Source organism: Zestomonas ipomoeae (genome assembly GCF_057128665.1).
This window is the reverse complement of sequence record NZ_JBSKHQ010000001.1, coordinates 149,330-166,957: the sequence shown is the minus strand read 5'-3', so window position 1 is coordinate 166,957 and position 17,628 is coordinate 149,330. Positions and strand designations below refer to the sequence as shown.

Sequence of the window (17,628 nt, the reverse complement as noted above, 5' to 3'; positions counted from 1 at the left end):
AGTAAGTAAACGGAGGCAACGCAAGGCCTGCAAATTTTTTTGCAGGAATTCCTGCAGTTGCATGACAACTAAGGGGGAATTGGATAAAAAACATCCAACTTCGAGGTTCCCCGTCATTATTTGGTGTGTGGGACGCTCCGGGAGGCGCAAGGTTCCCCTTCGGTCTTCATGGAAATGTCCTCTCGGCGTGACGTGCCTGCTGGCATCCTGCTACTCTCGCGCGCCCCGTCAATGGCGGAAGCAACTCGAAGAACCAAGGATGTAGGCATGACGAAGATTTTCAAATGGGCGGTATTGGGCGCTCTGGCTATTGCGTTGCTGATCAAGCTGTCGCTCTGGCTGTCGGTGCGCAGCATCATGAACGACGCGATCGAGCAGCTGTCGCCGATCATGCAGATTCGCTACGAGGGCATCAGCTCGTCCTTCAGCGGTCGGGTCGGCCTGAAAGGGCTGGATATCAGTGTGCCGATGTTGGGCGATAGCCTGCGCGTTTCCCATGCCGAATTGAAATTCAAGAGCCTTGGCGAGTTGTTGAGCTTCAAGGAGCGTCTCGCCGCGGGCAAGTTCCCCGAGCAGATGGCAGTTCGGCTCGAAGGGCTGGAGCTGGAGGTGCATGGGCCGTTCATACAGCGCCTGTATGCCGAGCCGGCAGAACGCAGCCTTTTTACCGCCATGAGCGAGGTGGCGTGTGGCCGGGTCAGCCATATCGGGACCCAGGAACTCCTGGAGATGGGGTATCGCACCTTCGAAACGGACCTGGAGTTCTCCTACCTGTTCCAGCCAGGAATGCAGCGGGTAAGCTTAAACCTGACCTCGGATACCCGCGACATGGGCGAAGTGCGCGTCGGCCTGGCTCTGGACAACGTTTCGGAGAAGCCTGGCGACCTGCTGGTCAATCCTCCCAAGCTGGTGCTGGTGAACGTCGAACTGAACGACAACCAGTATCAGCGCAAGGTCCAGGAGTTCTGTGCCGCCAAGCTGGGGCAGAGCGTGGCGGAGTATCGCAAGACGGCGGTCCAGCAGTTCGACCGGGTATTGCGCAGTCAGCGCATCGCGCTCGATCAGCCGGTCCTGGATGCCTATGCACGTTATCTCGAGGATCCCCAGTCGATGCGCCTGGAGCTCAATCCGAGCGATGGTATGGTGTGGGATGGGCTACAGTTCTTCGAGGCCAAGGATGTGCTGGCCATGCTGCGTCCTGCGGTGCTGGTCAATCAGGAGTTGGTCACTCCGCTGGGTTTCGCCTGGGTTGACGTGGGTGTGCGCAAGGAGCCTAGGGGCGATGAGCGGATCGTATCGGAAGCCAACTCGAAGGTCGAATCCGGACCGCGCTACGAGTTCGTCAACGTGGCTGATCTGTCTGAGCATGCGGGCAAACGCTTGCAGTTCATCACCTTCGACGGCACTTACTATCAGGGCATACTTCACAAGGTGCAGGACGGCAAGGCTTATCTCAGCGTTCAGTTTGGAATAGGTTCGGCGGAGATGTTTCTTCGCCTGGAAAAGATAGATAAGGTACGGGTGATGTTTTGACCCGGATAGAGGAGCAGTGATGAGCGAACCGTTGTCCATCCATCATGACCAGGCTGGTCACCAGTTCGAGGCCACCGTGGATGGTCACCGCGCCTATCTGGCGTACATGGATCTGGGCAAGCAGACCTTGGATATCTATCGTACTTTTGTGCCCAATCCGCTGCGTGGCCGCGGCATTGCCGCAGCCCTCACCGAGCAGGCGCTGAGTTATGCCGAGCGCATGGGTTATACGGTGATTCCGTCCTGTTCCTACGTCGAGCGCTATCTGGAGCGTCGGCAGCGCGCCGCCAAGCAATAGCTGGCAGCGACTCAATGAAAAACGCCGGGCGATGCCCGGCGTTTTTCGTTCTGTCGCGATCAACTGCGCTGGCGCTTGGGCAGCACGTCGGCCAGCTTGGTTCGCATGCTGCGCAGGGTCTTCTCGGTGGTGTCCCAGTCGATGCATGCATCGGTGATGGATACGCCGTATTTGAGATCGCAGAGATTCTTCGGGATGGGCTGGTTGCCCCAGCCCAGGTGGCTTTCCACCATCAGGCCGACGATCGATTGGTTGCCTTCGAGAATCTGGTTGGCGACGTTCTCCATCACCAGCGGTTGTAGTGCCGGGTCCTTGTTGGAGTTGGCGTGGCTGCAGTCGACCATAACGTTCGGGCGGATACCGGCCTTGGTCAGCTCCTGCTCGCACACGGCCACGCTGACCGAATCGTAGTTCGGCTTGCCGTTACCGCCGCGCAGCACCACGTGGCCGTAGGCATTGCCCTTGGTGGTGACGATGGAGACGCCACCCTGCTGATTGATGCCCAGGAAGCGATGGGGGCTGGATACCGACTGCAGGGCATTGATGGCCACGGTCAGGCCGCCGTCGGTGCCGTTCTTGAAGCCGACGGCCGAAGACAGGCCGGACGCCATTTCGCGGTGGGTCTGGGATTCGGTGGTGCGCGCTCCGATGGCCGACCAACTGATCAGGTCCTGCAAATATTGCGGAGAGATCGGGTCGAGTGCCTCGGTGGCGGTCGGTAGTCCCATCTCGGCGAGGTCACGCAGCAACTGCCGGCCGATGTGCAGGCCATCCTGGATCTTGAAGGAATCGTCCAGGTAGGGATCGTTGATCAGGCCCTTCCAGCCGACGGTGGTGCGCGGCTTCTCGAAATAGACGCGCATCACCAGGAACAGGGTGTCGGATACCTCGGCCGCCAGCGTCTTGAGGCGCTCGGCGTATTCATGGGCGGCCTTGATGTCGTGAATGGAGCAGGGGCCCACCACGACGAACAGGCGATGATCCTTGCCATCGAGAATATTGCGGATCACTTCGCGGCCGTGGGCTACGGTGCGCAGGGCGGCGTCGGTGAGGGGGATTTCGCGCTTGAGTTGCTCCGGGGTGATCAGGGTCTCATTGGAGGCAACGTTAAGATCGTCGATCGGTAAATCAGCCATCGTGCTACTCATCAGGGTCTTCAGGTCGCGGGGATCCCCATGTGGCGAAGCGCAGCAGGATGGGCGCAGCTGGGGAAGCGGAACCTTAGCGCGTAGCGGCTGGCTCGACAATGGGACGACGGGCTTTTAGTCCCCAATGCCCACAGAAAACGGCTAATTCAGGCCGGTAGCGGCGAATTCCGCGGCGTGGCGGCTGATCCATTCGCGGGCGACGCTCTCGATCGCCAGCTCATGGCCTTGTTCCCGCTCCAGTTGTCGGCGGTAGTGTTCGATCAGGCAGACCTGCTCGACCATGCGCGCGCGGAACAGGGTTTCTTCGTCGGTGAAGGCGATGCCGACCAGGTAATTCTCGGTCTGCTTGCGGCACCAGGCGACAATGCCTGGGTAGCGCGCCTGGTCGCCGAGCAGCGGAATGCGCAACTCCACTGCCGTGCCCTTGCGAAAGCCGCGGGGCGAGTTGCACGCTACCCCGCCCAGGCTGATATTGTTCAAGCGTTGTCGAGGCAGGAAGGCCTGCTTGCGCAGCACCAGTTCCACGGGCATATCGCTGGGATGACGCAGAAATCTACGCATGAACACAGACTCCAGATGCCGTCAAAAAGACATCACTGCTGAAAGCAGTATAGTGGCCGAACTGGAACTGACGGATTTTGATGCAGATATCCGCTTACTGAACCTGCCCGGCACATCCCTGTTGGTATTTACCAGCACAGGCTGTGCCAGTTGTCGCTGGGCTCGCCGCGAGCTGCCGAAAATGGCGCTCCCGGTGGCGCGTTTGTGCTGGATCGACGCCGGCCAGGATGGTGGTCTGGTGCAGCGCTATGGGGTCTTCCACTTGCCAGCGCTATTTGTTGTTCGTGATGGTCAATTTTTCGGCAGTTTGCACGCGATCTTGAGTGCCGCCGATCTCACGCATGGCCTGGGCGAGGCCTTGGGCCGCCCGCCAGAGGAGCTTCCTTAGATGTCTGCAAGCAAGGGCACGCGGATCGGTGTCATAGGCACCGGTGCCATTGGTGGTTTTTACGGACTATTGCTGGCGCGCGCCGGCTTCGATGTGCATTTCCTGCTGCGCAGCGAGTTTCCTGCGGTGGTTGAGCAGGGGCTGCGGTTGAATAGCAGCGTGCATGGGGCGTTGCACCTGCATCCGGTTCAGGCGTATCGCCAGGTGGACGATATGCCGCCTTGCGACTGGCTGCTGGTGGGGGCGAAAACGACCAGCAACGCAGAGCTTGCGCCGCTCATCGCACAAGCGGCTGCGCCGAACGCCAGGGTGGTGCTGCTGCAGAATGGCCTGGGCGTGGAAGACGCTGTGCGACCGCTGCTTCCGGATGGCTTGCATCTGCTCGGCGGGCTCTGCTTCATTTGCGTGCACCGCGCCGGCCCGGGCCAGATCGAGCATCAGGCGCTCGGGGCGGTGAATCTGGGCTACCACTCCGGGCCGGCACTGCCTGGCGCAGAGCAACAGGCTCTCGTGGAAGAGGGGGCGGCAATGTTGCGTGCTGCCGGGCTGGATTCAACGGCGATGCCGAACCTGGAGCAGGCGCGCTGGCAAAAGCTAGTGTGGAACGTACCGTACAACGGTCTTTCCGTGGTGCTCGATGCGGGCACTACGGCATTGATGGGCAATGCCGACAGCCGTCTACTGATCGAAAGCCTGATGAATGAAGTAGTGCAAGGTGCCATGGCCTGCGGCAAGCAAATGCCGGCTGGCTACGCGGGCAAGTTGCTGGCGGCTACCGAGCGCATGCCCGACTACCTGCCGAGCATGTACCATGACTTCGTCCAGCACCGACCGCTGGAACTGGAGGCGATCTACGCCGCGCCCCTGGCCGCGGCCGAACGCGCCGGTCACCCGATGCCGCGCACGACGATGCTCTATCAGGCGCTGCGTTTTCTCGACGCACGCAACCGGGGGTAAATGCAGATGGGCAAGGGACTGGGCGACAAATTGGTATTGGCGATTTCGTCGCGGGCGCTGTTCGACCTCAGCGAGAGCCACAGGATCTACGAGACAGAAGGTGTCGAAGCCTATCGTCAATATCAGATCGAGCATGAGGAAGAAATTCTCGCGCCTGGCGATGCCTTCCTGCTGGTGGAGAAGCTGCTCAGCCTGAACCTGCGACTCGGCCAGCCCCGGGTGGAGGTGATCCTGGTGTCGCGCAACAGCGCCGATACCGGCCTGCGGGTGTTCAATTCGATTCAGCACTATGGCCTGGCAATTTCCCGTGCGGCCTTCGTCGGCGGACGCAGTCCCTATCCCTACCTGTCCGCCTTTGGCAGTCACCTGTTTCTCTCCACCCACGTGGAAGACGTGCGCAGTGCACTGGATGCCGGTTTCGCCGCGGCGACCATCCTGTCCGGCGGTGCGCGTCGTGCCGCCAGCGCAGAGTTGCGCATTGCCTTCGATGGCGACGCGGTGTTGTTTTCCGATGAATCCGAACGGATCTATCAGCAGGGTGGCCTGGCGGCATTCCAGGCGCGCGAGCGCGAAGCGGCGCGGGAGCTGCTGGGCGGCGGGCCATTCAAGGCCTTTCTTGCGGCATTGAATCTCTTGCAGCGCGAATTTCCCGAAGACAGCTGTCCTATTCGCACGGCTTTGGTTACCGCTCGCTCGGCACCTGCCCACGAACGTGTCATTCGTACCTTGCGGGAATGGGATATCCGCCTGGATGAATCGTTGTTCCTTGGCGGACTGGACAAGGCACCCTTTCTCGAGGCTTTCGCTGCCGACGTGTTCTTCGACGACCAGGTCGGTCATTGCGAGTTGGCCCGCGAAGTGGTCGCCACCGGTCATGTGCCCCACGGAGTGAGCAACGAACCACAGTGCTGACACGGCGAATCGCCGATTGCCGCAGCACTGCTAAGCTCAAGCTACAGGCCCGCTAGGCAGTCGAGGAGGCCGCATGATCCGCTCGATTCTTTACGCCACCGATCTCGGTCTTTATGCCCCCTATGTATTGCAGCACGCCTTGACATTGACCCATGCATTCAACGCCGAGCTGCACGTGGTGCACGCGGTGGAGCCCATGGGATTGTTCGCCGAGTCGGTCTTGCAGACCTACCTGGACGAGAAGACGCTCAAGGAGTTGCGCAGCAAGGGGTTGAGCACGGTCATGGCGAGCATCGAGCAGCGCGTGCTGGAAGGTTTTCGCGACGAGCTTGGCGAGGCCCATCAGGACATGGCCCTGATTCGCACGGTGCGGGTGGTGCAGGGTGATCCGCCGCAGATGATTCTGGATGAGGCACAGAAACTGGGGGTCGATCTACTGGTCGCAGGCAGTCACAGTCATGGTACCGCGCTGGACACTCCGCTGGGGCGGACGGCGGCGCGCCTGGTGCAGTTGTCGGAGGTCCCGGTCTACCTCGTACCCATGTTGCAGCATCGTGGTCGTTGGGAGCTTTAAGGTCGGCGGGACGAAAGGTATGCAAAGTTGAAATAATAGGTCTAGTTTTACACTTCAAACCATTTATATGGTTATAAACGTCATCCGGCCTTTGCTGAGAGACGCTATTCCGCTTTGAGGGATACCTATGAAGCTGCAGCAACTGCGCTACATCTGGGAGGTAGCGCACCACGACCTCAACGTTTCCGCCACCGCCCAGAGCCTCTACACCTCGCAGCCTGGCATCAGCAAGCAGATCCGTTTGCTCGAGGACGAGCTGGGCGTCGAGGTTTTCGCCCGTAGCGGCAAGCACTTGACTCGGGTCACCCCGGCCGGTGAACGAATCATCACGACCGCTGGCGAAATCCTGCGCAAGGTCGAAAGCATCAAGCAGATCGCCCAGGAGTTTTCCAACGAGAAGAAGGGCACCCTGACCATTGCCACCACCCACACCCAGGCGCGTTATGCGCTGCCGGCGGTGATCAGCAGCTTTATCAAGCAGTATCCGGACGTATCGCTGCACATGCACCAGGGAACGCCGATGCAGATCGCCGAGATGGCGGCCGACGGCACGGTGGATTTCGCCATCGCCACCGAGGCGCTGGAGTTGTTCGGCGATCTGGTGATGATGCCGTGCTATCGCTGGAATCGCTGCGTGGTGGTGCCCCAGGGGCATCCGTTGGCGAAGCTGCCTCGGCTGACTCTCGAGGCGCTGGCCGAATACCCCATCGTCACTTATGTATTTGGCTTCACCGGCCGATCCAAGCTGGATGAGGCTTTCAACCACCGCGGCTTGACGCCCAAGGTCGTATTCACCGCAGCAGACGCCGATGTGATCAAGACCTATGTGCGGCTCGGGCTGGGGGTCGGCATCGTGGCTAAAATGGCGGTCGATCCGAAGTTGGACGCGGATCTGGTAGTGCTGGACGCCAGCGAGCTGTTCGAGGCCAGTGTGACCAAGATCGGCTTCCGCCGAGGCACGTTCCTGCGCGGCTTCATGTGCGACTTCATCGAAAAGTTTGCCCCCCACCTGACCCGTGAGGTGCTGGCCAAGGCCGTGCAGTGCCATAACAAGTCAGAGCTGGACGAGCTGTTCGAAGACGTGGAACTACCCACTTACTGAGCGAGGCAAGACACAAGCCGCCAAGCGAGTGCTTGGCGGCTTGTGCATTCCTAGCCTTTGGCGATCAGGTTGCCGGCGTGCAGGCCGCACTCCTTCTGCGTGGCTTCTTCCCACCACCAGCGGCCCTCGCGTTCGTGCTGGTTCGGCAATACCGGGCGGGTGCAGGGTTCGCAGCCAATGCTGATGAAACCGCGCTCATGCAGCGGGTTGTAGGGAATTTCCAGCATGCGGATATACGCCCAGACTTCCTCGCTGCTCATCTGCGCCAGCGGGTTGAACTTGTACAGTGCATGGTCGGCAGTGGAAAACGCGCTATCCAGCTCCAGCACAGCCACCTGGCTACGTGTGCCGGGGCTCTGGTCGCGGCGCTGGCCGGTGGCCCAGGCGCTGACCGTGGACAGCTTGCGCTTGAGCGGTTCGATCTTGCGGATGCCGCAGCATTCGCCATGACCGTCCTTGTAGAAGCTGAACAGGCCCTTTTCTTTGACGAAGGGTTCGAGCTGGCGCGCATCGGGGGAGAGCACGTCGATCGCGATGCCATAGTGTTCGCGCACCTGTTCGATGAAGCGATAGGTTTCCCCGTGCAACCGTCCGGTATCCAGGCTGAACACCTTGACGTTCTTGTTCAGTTTCCAGGCCATGTCCACCAGCACGACATCTTCGGCGCCGCTGAAGGAGATCCAGAGGTCGTCACCAAAGTGCTCGAAGGCGAGCTTGAGAATGTCCTGGGGGGATTTGTTGGCGTAGGTCGCGGCCAACTCGGCGACGTCGAATGCTGGGCTCATCAGGTGACTTCCTAATAGTTATGGCGCTGGCGCGCGCTGTGCCGCGGATGGTAGCAAAAAGGCTTTTATGCATCGAAATATCGATATCCAGCGACAACCTTCAATCCGGATATAAGGCCCGCGTTGCGTCGTCCCTGGCGAGCGGCTAGAGTGCCGCCTTCTTTTCAAGTGCCTAGCGGGGAGTCTGTCGTGGAAATTGCCTGTCTTGATCTGGAAGGTGTGTTGGTACCGGAAATCTGGATCGCCTTCGCCGAAAAAACCGGCATCGATGCTCTCAAGGCCACCACGCGTGACATTCCCGACTATGACGTGCTGATGAAGCAGCGCCTGCGCATTCTCGACGAGCACGGACTGAAGCTCGGCGACATCCAGGAAGTGATCGGTACCCTCAAGCCGCTGGAAGGCGCGGTGGAGTTCGTCGACTGGCTGCGCGAGCGCTTCCAGGTCGTGATCCTCTCCGACACCTTCTACGAGTTTTCCCAGCCGCTGATGCGCCAGTTGGGTTTCCCGACGCTGCTTTGCCACAAGTTGGTGGTCGACGAGAACGACCGGGTGGTCGATTACCAACTGCGCCAGAAGGATCCCAAGCGCCAGTCTGTCATTTCCTTCAAGAGCCTTTACTACCGAGTGATCGCAGCCGGCGACTCGTACAACGACACCACCATGCTCAGCGAGGCCCATGCCGGCATCCTGTTCCACGCGCCGGAAAACGTCATTCGCGAGTTTCCGCAGTTCCCGGCGGTGCACACCTATGAAGACCTCAAGCGAGAGTTCATCAAAGCTTCGAACCGGCCGCTGAGCCTGTAATGAGAGAGCCCGCCGAGCGCGGGCTTTCTACTGGCTGGCCTCAGGGCATGCTTTCCAGCGTGTCCAGCAGCACTTTCACCTTGGTGATGGATTCCTGGTACTCGGCGTGCCAGTCGGAGTCGGCGACGATGCCGCCGCCGCCCCAGCAGCTGACTTGCCCATCCTTGATCAGCAGACTGCGAATGGCTATCGAGCTGTCCATTTCCCCGCGGACATCGAGATAGAGCAACGAACCACAATAGATGGCGCGGCGGGTGGGCTCCAGTTCGTCGATGATCTGCATCGAGCGGATCTTCGGCGCGCCCGTGATGGAGCCGCCGGGGAAGCTGCCGGCGATCAGGTCGAGGGCGTCCTTGCCGGCCGCCAGTTCGCCGGTCACGCTGCTGACCAGATGATGCACGTTGGGGTAGCTCTCGAGCGCGAACAGCTCGGGCACGCGCACCGAACCGATCCGGCAACTGCGGCCCAGGTCGTTGCGCAGCAAATCGACGATCATCAGGTTCTCCGCCCGGTCCTTGGTGCTACCGAGCAGGTCTGCGGCCTGGGCGTCGTCGTCCTGGACGTCCTTGCCGCGCCGTCGCGTGCCCTTGATGGGGCGGGTTTCCACCTGGCCCCGGTTGACGCGCAGGAATCGCTCGGGTGACAGGCTGAGAATCGCGCCGCCGCCAGGCAACGCCTGATAACCGGCAAAAGGTGTGGGGCAGGCTGCCCTCAGCCTGCAGTAGGCTGACCAGGCATCGCCCTGACAAGGCGCTTGGAATCGCTGGGCGAAGTTGACCTGGTAACAGTCGCCGGCCTGGATATAGGCCTGGATGCGTTCTATGGCGCGCCGGTAGTCCGCCTGGTCGATGTTCGCGCTGAAACTGCCCAGCAAGCGAAAAGGTTCGCCGGAGCCGCTCGATCGACGGGTGAACAGGTCCACCAGGCGCCTGCGCTCGCTATCGGCGAGGGCCGGGTGAAACACCAACTGGCAGGTCTGCAGCTGGTGGTCGGTCACCAGCGCCCAGGCGTAGAGGCCCAGTTGCGCATCCGGCAGGTGCAGGTCGTCGCGGGCCTGGTTCGGCAATTGCTCCAGGCGGCGACCGAAGTCGTAGCCGAAATAGCCGAGCAGGCCGCCGCAGAAGGGCAGCTCGTAGCCAGCGGGAGGCTCGGCCGTGCCAAGCGCGGCCAACGCCGCGCGCAGCCGTTGCAGGAATGCGTTGCCCGACTCATCGGCAACAGGAACCAGTTCTGCCAATGGCCAGGCGCTGATAAGATCGTAGCGCCCGCGCTGAGCCGTCGGTCGGCCGGCGTCCAGCATCACTGCGCCGGGCGCTTGGCGCACTGCGGCGAAGTAATCGGCGGGATCGATGCGATAGGGCAGGGTATAGAGAGAGCAAGTAGACATGCTTGGCGGTCGGACGAACGCGGAAGCGGATTGTAGACTGCCGCTGCCGTTCATCCTAGCGGGCCGTCGAAAAAGGCGGTGTGGCTGTCGAGCAATCGTTCATGGCGGTCGGTACGCTGTCTTGTCTGGGTTTACTTGAGGATACAGCGCTGATTAGTATGGAAAGATCCCGCGGAGCTGAAACTCCCACCCAAAACTATAACGAACAAGGGATCCAGGCTGTGGATGACGTTTCGGATCCAACTGCCGGCAGCCTTCAGCGCTCCAAATTGACGTCTCCCCAGGCGTCCGCCGACTGTTTGCCCAGACCGCAAGTCCAGGCTGCCCTGGCTGCACACCCCCATGCCCGTCTCCTGCTGTTCTCGGCGCCTGCCGGGTTCGGCAAAAGCACCGCGCTCGCCGCCCTGTGCGAGGCCCGCCGCGCCGCCGGTAGCGCGGTGGCCTGGTTTTCCCTGGAGGACGAGGACGACGACCCCTCGCGCTTCTTCCAGCAACTGATCGATGCGCTGCGGGTCGCCATTCCCGGCGTTGGCGAAGATGCGCTCGGCTACCTGCAGAACACCATTCGCGTGCCGGTCGCCGCCGTGGTGGAGAGCCTGCTGGCGGATCTGGCCCAGCATGAACAGCCGCTGCTGCTGGTGCTGGACGACCTGCATTGCATCAGCGACCCGGAGTTGTTCGGTGCCCTCAATCGGCTGATCATGCTCGCGCCGCCCGGCTTCGCCCTGGCGGTCGGTTGCCGCGGCCTACCGCCGCTGAACCTGGCGACCTTGCGGGCCAAGGGGCTGCTACTGGAAATTGGCCTGGATGAGCTGCGTCTGACCGCCGCCGAAACCCGCCACTATTTCGCTCGCAGTGGCCTGGCGCTGGACGAGCAGGCGCTGGCCGCGCTGCACAAGCACACCGAGGGCTGGATGATCGGCGTGCACCTGGCCAGTCTCTGGCTGCGTCACCAGCCGCAGGCATCGGCGCAGATGGCTGATATTTCCGGCGATCAGGCCGCCGTGGGCGACTACCTGCTGCGCACTGTGTTCGAGCAGCTGCCCGCCGACCTGCAGGAGGCCCTGCTGGCGCTGGGCATTGCCAGCCAACTCAACGGCGAACTCGCGAATGCGCTGTGTGGCCGTCATGACGGCCAGGCTCTGCTCGAGCGCCTGGAGGCCATGCAGCTGTTCTTGCTGCCGCTGGATCGCGAGCGTCAGTGGTATCGCTTTCATCACCTGTTCGCCGATTTTCTCTGCGCGCGCTTGAAGGAGCGCGACCCCGAACGCTTCAAGCAACTGCATTTCAATGCCAGCCTGTGGTTCACCAACCACCACATGCAGAACCTGGCGATCGAGCATGCCTGCCTGGCTGAAGACGCGGAGATGCTTGCCGCCCTGGTCGATGCCTGCGGTCTGGAGCTCATCAATCGCGGACAACTGAACCTGATCTATCGCTGGCGCCAACATGTGCCCGACGAGATCGCCGAGCGCTATCCGATCCTCGTGCTGGCCGATGTCTGGGACAAGGCCGCCGAGCTGGCCTTGCCCGAGGCAAATCGCATGCTCGACGAGCTGCTTGCGCGCTGGGGCGGAACCAATTCCGACTCGCCATTGAACGACAACTACCTGGCGGCGCTGGCAGTGAAGGCGGTAATCGCCTTGCAGAAGGACGATCTCGAACTTTGCGTCAGCCTGTCGCGCAAGGTGGAAAGGCAGCTTGGCCAGCACACCGCGTTTCTCGAAGTGGCCATGCTGATTCTTGGCGCCCTGGCCCAGGTCATGCTTGCCCAGCCGGAGCAGGCCCGCCGCCTGTTGGGCTTGGCCCAGCAACGTAGTCACTTTCTCGAGGGGCGCTACCTGGATCTGCAGCTGGCACAGGTGGAAATTCTCCTGGCGCTGGAGCAGGGTCAGGTGAAGCAGGCCGAGTTGCTCTTCGAGCAATTGCGTGCGCGGGTCATTCCCTGGTTCGGCGCCAAGTCGCGGGCGCTGGTGCTGCCGGCGATCACCGAGTCGCTGATCGCCTACCACCAGACGCGTCTGGACGGCGTGGAGGATCGCCTGCGCTGGGCCTTGGCCAATGTCGATGTGGTCAATCCGATCGACCTCTATGCCCAGGGCATGCTGTGCCTCGCCCGCATCCAGCGCATGGCGGACAAACCGAAGGAGGCCCTGGCCAACCTGCAACTCATGCAGAACCTGACGGCGCGCAACCAGTCCTGGCGCTTCTATGCCCAGGCGGTCGGCGAGGAAATCGCCTTGATCCTGCAGGAGCCGGCGGCGGATCGGCTCAAGCGCGCCGAGCAGCGGCTGAAGAGCATCGACTGGCCGAAGCTGGCTGCCAACTACAGCCAGACCGCTTTCAATCCGGTGCTGTGGATCCAGGGGCTGACGCGCATTCGCTTGCAGCAGGCGCGGGGTCATTTCAGCGAGGCACTGCACGAGATCACCCAGTTGCGCGGCCAGTTGCAAGCGAACTGGCACGGCCTGCAACGCTTGCGCCTGGACCTGCTGGCGGCATTGAGCTACCAGCGGCTGGGCTACCAGGAGCGTGCACAGAGCCTGTTGGGGCAATGCCTGCTGCAGGCCGAGCGGGAAGGGGTGCGCAGCCTGTTCATCGAAGAAGGCGAGGCGATCCGGCAGCTGGTGCAGCAACTGGAGGCGGCCGAGCGGCAGCCAGCCTTGCAAGGCTTCGTCCGTGGCTTGCTGGCGGTGTGGCCGGGCCAGGCGCAGCGCGTTCAGGAAGTGCTCGAGGACGGCCTGACCGACCGCGAGCGCGAGGTGATCTGCCTGGCGGCGCAGGGCCTGTCCAACGAGGAAATCGGGCGGCAGCTGGAGCTGGCGCTGGGTACCGTGAAGTGGCATCTGCACAACATCTACGAAAAGCTCAAGGTGCGGAATCGGACCCAGGCGATCCGCCGTGCCCGCGAGCTGAGTCTGCTCGAATCATGACTATTGAGTGTTCATCGCGGCAGCGCTGCGTTCCCTTACTGCGCACCAAACTGTTTCCCGCCGCTGCTGGCGGCCGTCCGCAACTGGTTCGCGAAGCGCTGATCGAGCGATTGTTCGACGTGCGCCAACAGCGCCTGTTGATCCTCAGCGCGCCGGCCGGCTTCGGCAAGAGCACGGTGCTCAGCCAGTTCCGCGAGCGCCTGCAAGGCACCGGTGCGCGGGTTGCCTGGTTGTCCTGCGACGAGGCGGACAGCGAGCCGCAGCGCCTGCTGCAATACCTCGTCGCGGCGATCCAGGAGATCCTGCCGGAATTCGGCAGCAATGCCGCCCGCTTGCTGCAAAGTGACGTCAGCTGGTCGGTGGAGGCGCTGGCCGACGCGTTCATTTCCGATCTCAAACGCCTGGACGGCGAAATCTTCCTGATCCTCGACGATTTCCACCGCATTCGCCATCCGGCCCTCGATCAAGGCTCGCGCTATTTGATCGAAAACCTGCCGAGCAACGTGCATCTGATCACCAGCACCCGTTACCAGCCGCGTTTCCCGGCGGCGGCCTCATGGTCCTTCGGCCTCGAAGCCGAAGACCTGCGCCTGACGCGCGCGGAGACAGCGGCCTACTTCCGTGACGTGAAGCAACTGGATCTGGGCGAGACCGAGCTGGATACGCTGCAGGCGCGCACCGAGGGGTGGATCACCGCGCTGCACTTGGCCTCGCTGGCACTGGCGCGGCATGCGGATCGCGCGGAGTTCCTCGCCGGGCTGTCCGGCACCGAGCGCAATATCGCCGACTACCTGGCCGAGGACGTTCTGGCCAGCCTGCCCGAAGCGGTGCAGCTGTTTCTCGACCAGACCTCGGTGCTCGACGAATTCTGTGCCGGGCTATGCAATGCCCTGAGCGGCCGCAACGATGGCGCGGAGATGTTGCAGCGGCTGCAGAACGAGCAGTTGTTCGTGATCCCCCTCGACGAGCAGGGCCAGTGGTTTCGCTACCACCATCTGTTCGCCGAGTTCCTGCAAGGGCGCATGGCCAAGCGCGGCGACCCGGCGACGCTGGTGCACGCCGCGGCACGCTGGTGCGAAAGCAACGACCTGCCGGATCGCGCCATCAAGTACGCCCTGCGGGCTCGCGACTATGCCTTCGCCGCCGAGCTGCTCGAGCGCCAGGGCGCGCGCCTGATCGCCGGCAACCGGGTCTACGGCATCCTCGCGATCCTCAAGGGCATGCCGGCCGAGGTGATTCGTGAGCACGCGGTGTTCCAGATCTTCTACGGCTGGCAGCTGGGCTTCGAGCAGAAGTACGCCGAAGCCGAAGCCTTGATCGACGAGGTCAGTACGCGCCTGCTGCAGGGGCGTGGCAAAACCATGCATTACGGGTTGGGCGAGCTGCTGGCAGCGGCGCAAGTGCTCAAGGCCCTGGTGCTGCTCTATCAGGACAAGCTAGAGAGCTGCCTGCAGGTCGCCCGCCACTGGTTGAGCCTGGTGCCGGAGAACCAGCCGGTGTTCCGTGCCAGCCTCTCGTGTGTGCAGGCCGCGGCCTATGCCCTGCTCGGCGACTTCGGCGAAGCGGCCAAGTCGATCGCCACGGCGCGCGACTACCTCAAGCAGGTGGATAGCGAATACCTGCACGTCATGACCAGCCTGATCGAGGCGCTGATCTGCAAGGAAAGCGGCGAGCTGGAGCGTGGCCGGGCACTCGCCGAGTCGGCGCGCAGCCGGGTCGAGCGAGTATTCGGTCGGCGCAGTCGGGTCGGCGGGCCGCTGGCCCTGGCCTATGCCGACCTGCTTTACGAGCAGGATCGCCACGCGGCGATTCTCGCCGAACTGCCGCTGGCCACCACCTGGCGTGACGTCGCCACGCCGATCGAGCTGATCAGCCGGGGGCATTTGGTGATGGCGCGGGCGCGCTTCTTCGCCGGCGAGCCGGAGCAGGGCCTGGCGCAGCTCGACGAGTGGTTGGCGGGCCTGCAGGGGCCGGGTTACGAGCGGGTATTCGCCTTGGGCATGGGGTGCAAGGTGCAGTTCCTGCTGTGGCTGCGTCGGCCCAACGAGGCCGAGCGTGCATGCCTGCAATTGGAGCGGCACCTCGCCGGCCTGCCGGTGGGGCGCTATCCCGATGCGCAGGGCGCGTTGGCGCTGGCCGATGCACGCCTGGCCCTGTGCGAGCGCCGCGCCGACAAGGCGCAGGCCAGCCTGGAGCCCTACCTGGCCAAACAGACGGCGGAGCACCAGCGCGACCGGCGCCTGCGGGCGGCCTTGTTACTCTCTGTAGCGTACTGGCGCAAGGGTAACAGCGAGAAAGCCTTCGCTTTGCTCCAGCCCACCATCGAGGAAGCCTGGAGCAGCGGCTATCGCCGCCTGTTCCTCGACGATGCACTCTGGCTGCTGCCGCTCTGGCAAGCCTGGCAAGCTACCGAGCCGGCAGAGGCGAATGCCTGGCAGGGTCTGGCCGAAACCCTTCGCGAGCAATGCCGCCGGCTCTCCATCGATCCGGAAACTTTCGATGAAAATCAAGATGTTAGCCATCGGGAGCGGGAAATCCTGAGATTCGTCGCGGCGGGCCTGTCGAATCGCGATATCGCCCAGGCGGTGCATCTTTCCGAGGCCACCATCAAGTGGCATCTGCATAACCTGTTCGCCAAGCTCGGTGTGCGCAGCCGCACCCAGGCGGTGCTCAAGGGCAAGAGCCTGGGCCTGCTCAGCGAGGCCTGAGGTAGGGCACGGCGGTCTGGCGGCTGGCCAGTGCTCCATTCATTGGATGGGCTGGCAGCCGAGGGGGCTGCCAGTACTTTGTTCACAGGACGAGAAGCCGCGTGCTTCCCGAATCCAAGCCTCGCGCGCCTACGGAAGCAGCGCTGGGCCTGGAGATCGGCGTGAGCCGGTCCAACTGCCGAAGACAGGAGTCGAGGCAGTGCCCCGGGTACAACCCCCTGTGAACACTGGAGATAAAAACAATGAAAGTGAAACAACTGGTTCTGGCCGCTGCCCTGGCCGCCCCGTTCATGGCTCAAGCCGACCTCAAGGCAATGGATGACTCCGCACTGGCCACCGTCACCGGTCAGGACGGCATCAGCATTTCCGGTAACTTCAATGGCACCATCGGTAGCATGGTCTACACCGACGGCGACACTGGTGGTGGTTCCCTGCGTATGGAATCCATCGGTTTTACCGGTTTCAATATTTCGGACAGCGCTCCGGTAATGGTGGACGTCGTGACCAACGGCGGTGGCACCCAGCAGCTGCAGATCAGCCTGCCGACCATCACCGGTCAGGTCAGCGTTGGCGCCATCAAGGTCGGCGATGCCAGCGCCGCCAGCATCGGCGGTCTGGCCATCAACGACATGAACATGGCCGGTACCACCGTCAAGGTCTGGGGTCACTGATCCGCCTGACAGCGACCTGTTGAGCCTGGAAAAGCCTTATCGGCCCCTGCCGGTAGGGCTTTTCTCCTGATTGAGCATAGGGCGAATGATCGAGATTCTGTTGGGCAGCCTGCTGGGCGTCTGGGGTTTCACCGAAACGGTGGAGACCAAGGCGCCGCCGCCGGGCACGGTCAATCTCTCCCAGCCGTTGCTGCCGAACGGTGCATTGCGTGAGTCCGTGGTACTGGAGCCGATGAGTCAGCTGCAGTTTCGCAACGTGATTCACCAGGCCTACGACTACAGCTGCGGCTCCGCCGCGCTGACCACCCTGCTCGACTATTTCCTCGGCCGCAATCTGCAGGAGCGCCAGGTGATGGAAGGGCTGTTGCGCTATGGCGAGGCGGACAAGATCGTCGAGCGACGTGGGTTTTCGCTGCTTGACATGAAGCGCTTCGTCGCTGCCCTGGGCTACCAGAGCGGGGGCTTCCGTGCCGGTTTTTCCGATCTGGACGAACTGGAGCACCCAGCCATCGTTTCCATCGAGTACGGCGGTTTCAAGCACTTCGTCGTGGTGCGCGACGTGTACGACGACCACGTGTTCGTCGCCGATCCGGCTTTGGGCAATATCAGTTTCACCCGCACCCGCTTCGAGGAAATCTGGAATCAGAACGTGCTGTTCGTGATCTTTCCCGGCGGGCAGGAGCCGCGCAATGCGCTGGCTCTGAGCGAGCGCGATTTGCGTCTGGTGGACGATCGAATGGTCAGCCTGTTGGCCTTTCGCGAGTTCCCGCAGATCGGCAAGTTCACCGAGAACCAGGCGACGCAGCTGGGTTCCGGGGGCGACATTCAGTACATCCGCCGAAAATAACACCCGGCAAAGAACAA

The 17,628-nt window shown here is 62.4% G+C and carries 16 protein-coding genes; 12 read left to right on the top strand and 4 right to left on the bottom strand.

All coding sequences use genetic code 11. The features are described from left to right. Window positions 1–168 precede the first annotated feature (168 nt). Window positions 169–1,533, top strand: a complete 1,365-nt coding sequence (locus tag ACWKV7_RS00710) for a hypothetical protein (protein ID WP_483855710.1) — start codon at window positions 169–171, stop codon at window positions 1,531–1,533. Between the two features lie 19 nt (window positions 1,534–1,552). After that, window positions 1,553–1,831: a GNAT family N-acetyltransferase gene (locus ACWKV7_RS00705; protein ID WP_483855709.1), complete on the top strand. Its 279-nt coding sequence runs from the start codon at window positions 1,553–1,555 to the stop codon at window positions 1,829–1,831. Between the two features lie 59 nt (window positions 1,832–1,890). Here ACWKV7_RS00705 and ACWKV7_RS00700 read toward each other — a convergent pair whose 3' ends face one another. Both ACWKV7_RS00700 and ACWKV7_RS00695 read right to left on the bottom strand, forming a co-directional pair. After that, window positions 1,891–2,967, bottom strand: coding sequence for a 3-deoxy-7-phosphoheptulonate synthase (locus tag ACWKV7_RS00700; RefSeq protein ID WP_483855708.1), 1,077 nt, complete (start codon window positions 2,965–2,967; stop codon window positions 1,891–1,893). Between the two features lie 153 nt (window positions 2,968–3,120). Continuing rightward, the gene (locus ACWKV7_RS00695; RefSeq protein WP_483855707.1) at window positions 3,121–3,540 is read right to left on the bottom strand and encodes a PilZ domain-containing protein; all 420 of its coding nucleotides are present in this window, start codon (window positions 3,538–3,540) and stop codon (window positions 3,121–3,123) included. Here ACWKV7_RS00695 and ACWKV7_RS00690 point away from each other — a divergent pair. The 5 genes from ACWKV7_RS00690 (at window position 3,539) to cysB (ending at window position 7,473) form a co-directional block, all read left to right on the top strand. Beyond that, complete coding sequence (locus tag ACWKV7_RS00690) at window positions 3,539–3,928, top strand: thioredoxin family protein (protein ID WP_483855706.1); 390 nt, start codon at window positions 3,539–3,541, stop codon at window positions 3,926–3,928. The genes ACWKV7_RS00695 and ACWKV7_RS00690 overlap by 2 nt on opposite strands. Further along, the gene (locus ACWKV7_RS00685; RefSeq protein ID WP_483855705.1) at window positions 3,929–4,885 is read left to right on the top strand and encodes a putative 2-dehydropantoate 2-reductase; all 957 of its coding nucleotides are present in this window, start codon (window positions 3,929–3,931) and stop codon (window positions 4,883–4,885) included. It abuts the gene before it with no gap. 6 nt (window positions 4,886–4,891) lie between these two features. After that, window positions 4,892–5,797, top strand: coding sequence for a 5'-nucleotidase (locus ACWKV7_RS00680; RefSeq protein WP_483855704.1), 906 nt, complete (start codon window positions 4,892–4,894; stop codon window positions 5,795–5,797). 73 nt (window positions 5,798–5,870) lie between these two features. Further along, window positions 5,871–6,371 carry a universal stress protein gene (locus ACWKV7_RS00675; protein WP_483855703.1) on the top strand — a complete coding sequence of 167 codons (501 nt, stop codon included), beginning with the start codon at window positions 5,871–5,873 and terminating at the stop codon, window positions 6,369–6,371. 127 nt (window positions 6,372–6,498) lie between these two features. Next, complete coding sequence (gene cysB / locus ACWKV7_RS00670) at window positions 6,499–7,473, top strand: HTH-type transcriptional regulator CysB (protein ID WP_483855702.1); 975 nt, start codon at window positions 6,499–6,501, stop codon at window positions 7,471–7,473. Between the two features lie 50 nt (window positions 7,474–7,523). Here the strand turns inward: cysB and ACWKV7_RS00665 are convergent, their stop codons facing one another. Further along, on the bottom strand, window positions 7,524–8,258 hold the full coding sequence (locus ACWKV7_RS00665) for a phosphoadenylyl-sulfate reductase (RefSeq protein WP_483855701.1): 735 nt from the start codon (window positions 8,256–8,258) through the stop codon (window positions 7,524–7,526). Between the two features lie 189 nt (window positions 8,259–8,447). Here ACWKV7_RS00665 and thrH point away from each other — a divergent pair, with 189 nt between their 5' ends. Continuing rightward, the gene (gene thrH, locus ACWKV7_RS00660; RefSeq protein WP_483855700.1) at window positions 8,448–9,065 is read left to right on the top strand and encodes a bifunctional phosphoserine phosphatase/homoserine phosphotransferase ThrH; all 618 of its coding nucleotides are present in this window, start codon (window positions 8,448–8,450) and stop codon (window positions 9,063–9,065) included. A 40-nt stretch (window positions 9,066–9,105) separates the two neighbouring features. Here the strand turns inward: thrH and pabB are convergent, their stop codons facing one another. Continuing rightward, window positions 9,106–10,452: an aminodeoxychorismate synthase component I gene (pabB, locus tag ACWKV7_RS00655; RefSeq protein WP_483855699.1), complete on the bottom strand. Its 1,347-nt coding sequence runs from the start codon at window positions 10,450–10,452 to the stop codon at window positions 9,106–9,108. Window positions 10,453–10,673: 221 nt separating this feature from the next. On the opposite strand from pabB, the gene ACWKV7_RS00650 reads away from it, so the two are divergent. The 4 genes from ACWKV7_RS00650 to ACWKV7_RS00635 all read left to right on the top strand — a co-directional run bounded on the left by ACWKV7_RS00650 (window position 10,674) and on the right by ACWKV7_RS00635 (window position 17,611). Then, window positions 10,674–13,385 carry a winged helix-turn-helix domain-containing protein gene (locus ACWKV7_RS00650; RefSeq protein WP_483855698.1) on the top strand — a complete coding sequence of 904 codons (2,712 nt, stop codon included), beginning with the start codon at window positions 10,674–10,676 and terminating at the stop codon, window positions 13,383–13,385. Further along, a complete protein-coding gene (locus tag ACWKV7_RS00645) occupies window positions 13,382–16,093 on the top strand; it encodes a winged helix-turn-helix domain-containing protein (RefSeq protein WP_483855697.1) in 2,712 nt (903 codons plus the stop codon). Before ACWKV7_RS00650 ends, ACWKV7_RS00645 begins: the two co-directional genes overlap by 4 nt. 242 nt (window positions 16,094–16,335) lie before the next feature. Next, complete coding sequence (locus ACWKV7_RS00640) at window positions 16,336–16,764, top strand: DUF6160 family protein (protein WP_483855696.1); 429 nt, start codon at window positions 16,336–16,338, stop codon at window positions 16,762–16,764. Window positions 16,765–16,849: 85 nt separating this feature from the next. Beyond that, window positions 16,850–17,611, top strand: a complete 762-nt coding sequence (locus ACWKV7_RS00635; protein ID WP_483855695.1) for a C39 family peptidase — start codon at window positions 16,850–16,852, stop codon at window positions 17,609–17,611. The last annotated feature ends 17 nt before the right edge of the window (window positions 17,612–17,628 follow it).

Excerpts from the sequence above, each read along its gene's own strand:
- ACWKV7_RS00710 (WP_483855710.1), top strand. The coding sequence starts at position 169 with ATGGAAATGTCCTCTCGGCGTGACGTGCCTGCTGGCATCCTGCTACTC.
- ACWKV7_RS00645 (WP_483855697.1), top strand. The coding sequence starts at position 13,382 with ATGACTATTGAGTGTTCATCGCGGCAGCGCTGCGTTCCCTTACTGCGC.
- ACWKV7_RS00685 (WP_483855705.1), top strand. The coding sequence starts at position 3,929 with ATGTCTGCAAGCAAGGGCACGCGGATCGGTGTCATAGGCACCGGTGCC.
- ACWKV7_RS00705 (WP_483855709.1), top strand. The coding sequence starts at position 1,553 with ATGAGCGAACCGTTGTCCATCCATCATGACCAGGCTGGTCACCAGTTC.
- cysB (WP_483855702.1), top strand. The coding sequence starts at position 6,499 with ATGAAGCTGCAGCAACTGCGCTACATCTGGGAGGTAGCGCACCACGAC.
- ACWKV7_RS00690 (WP_483855706.1), top strand. The coding sequence starts at position 3,539 with ATGAACACAGACTCCAGATGCCGTCAAAAAGACATCACTGCTGAAAGC.
- ACWKV7_RS00680 (WP_483855704.1), top strand. The coding sequence starts at position 4,892 with ATGGGCAAGGGACTGGGCGACAAATTGGTATTGGCGATTTCGTCGCGG.
- ACWKV7_RS00665 (WP_483855701.1), bottom strand. The coding sequence starts at position 8,258 with ATGAGCCCAGCATTCGACGTCGCCGAGTTGGCCGCGACCTACGCCAAC.
- pabB (WP_483855699.1), bottom strand. The coding sequence starts at position 10,452 with ATGTCTACTTGCTCTCTCTATACCCTGCCCTATCGCATCGATCCCGCC.
- ACWKV7_RS00635 (WP_483855695.1), top strand. The coding sequence starts at position 16,850 with ATGATCGAGATTCTGTTGGGCAGCCTGCTGGGCGTCTGGGGTTTCACC.
- ACWKV7_RS00675 (WP_483855703.1), top strand. The coding sequence starts at position 5,871 with ATGATCCGCTCGATTCTTTACGCCACCGATCTCGGTCTTTATGCCCCC.
- ACWKV7_RS00640 (WP_483855696.1), top strand. The coding sequence starts at position 16,336 with ATGAAAGTGAAACAACTGGTTCTGGCCGCTGCCCTGGCCGCCCCGTTC.
- ACWKV7_RS00700 (WP_483855708.1), bottom strand. The coding sequence starts at position 2,967 with ATGGCTGATTTACCGATCGACGATCTTAACGTTGCCTCCAATGAGACC.
- ACWKV7_RS00695 (WP_483855707.1), bottom strand. The coding sequence starts at position 3,540 with ATGCGTAGATTTCTGCGTCATCCCAGCGATATGCCCGTGGAACTGGTG.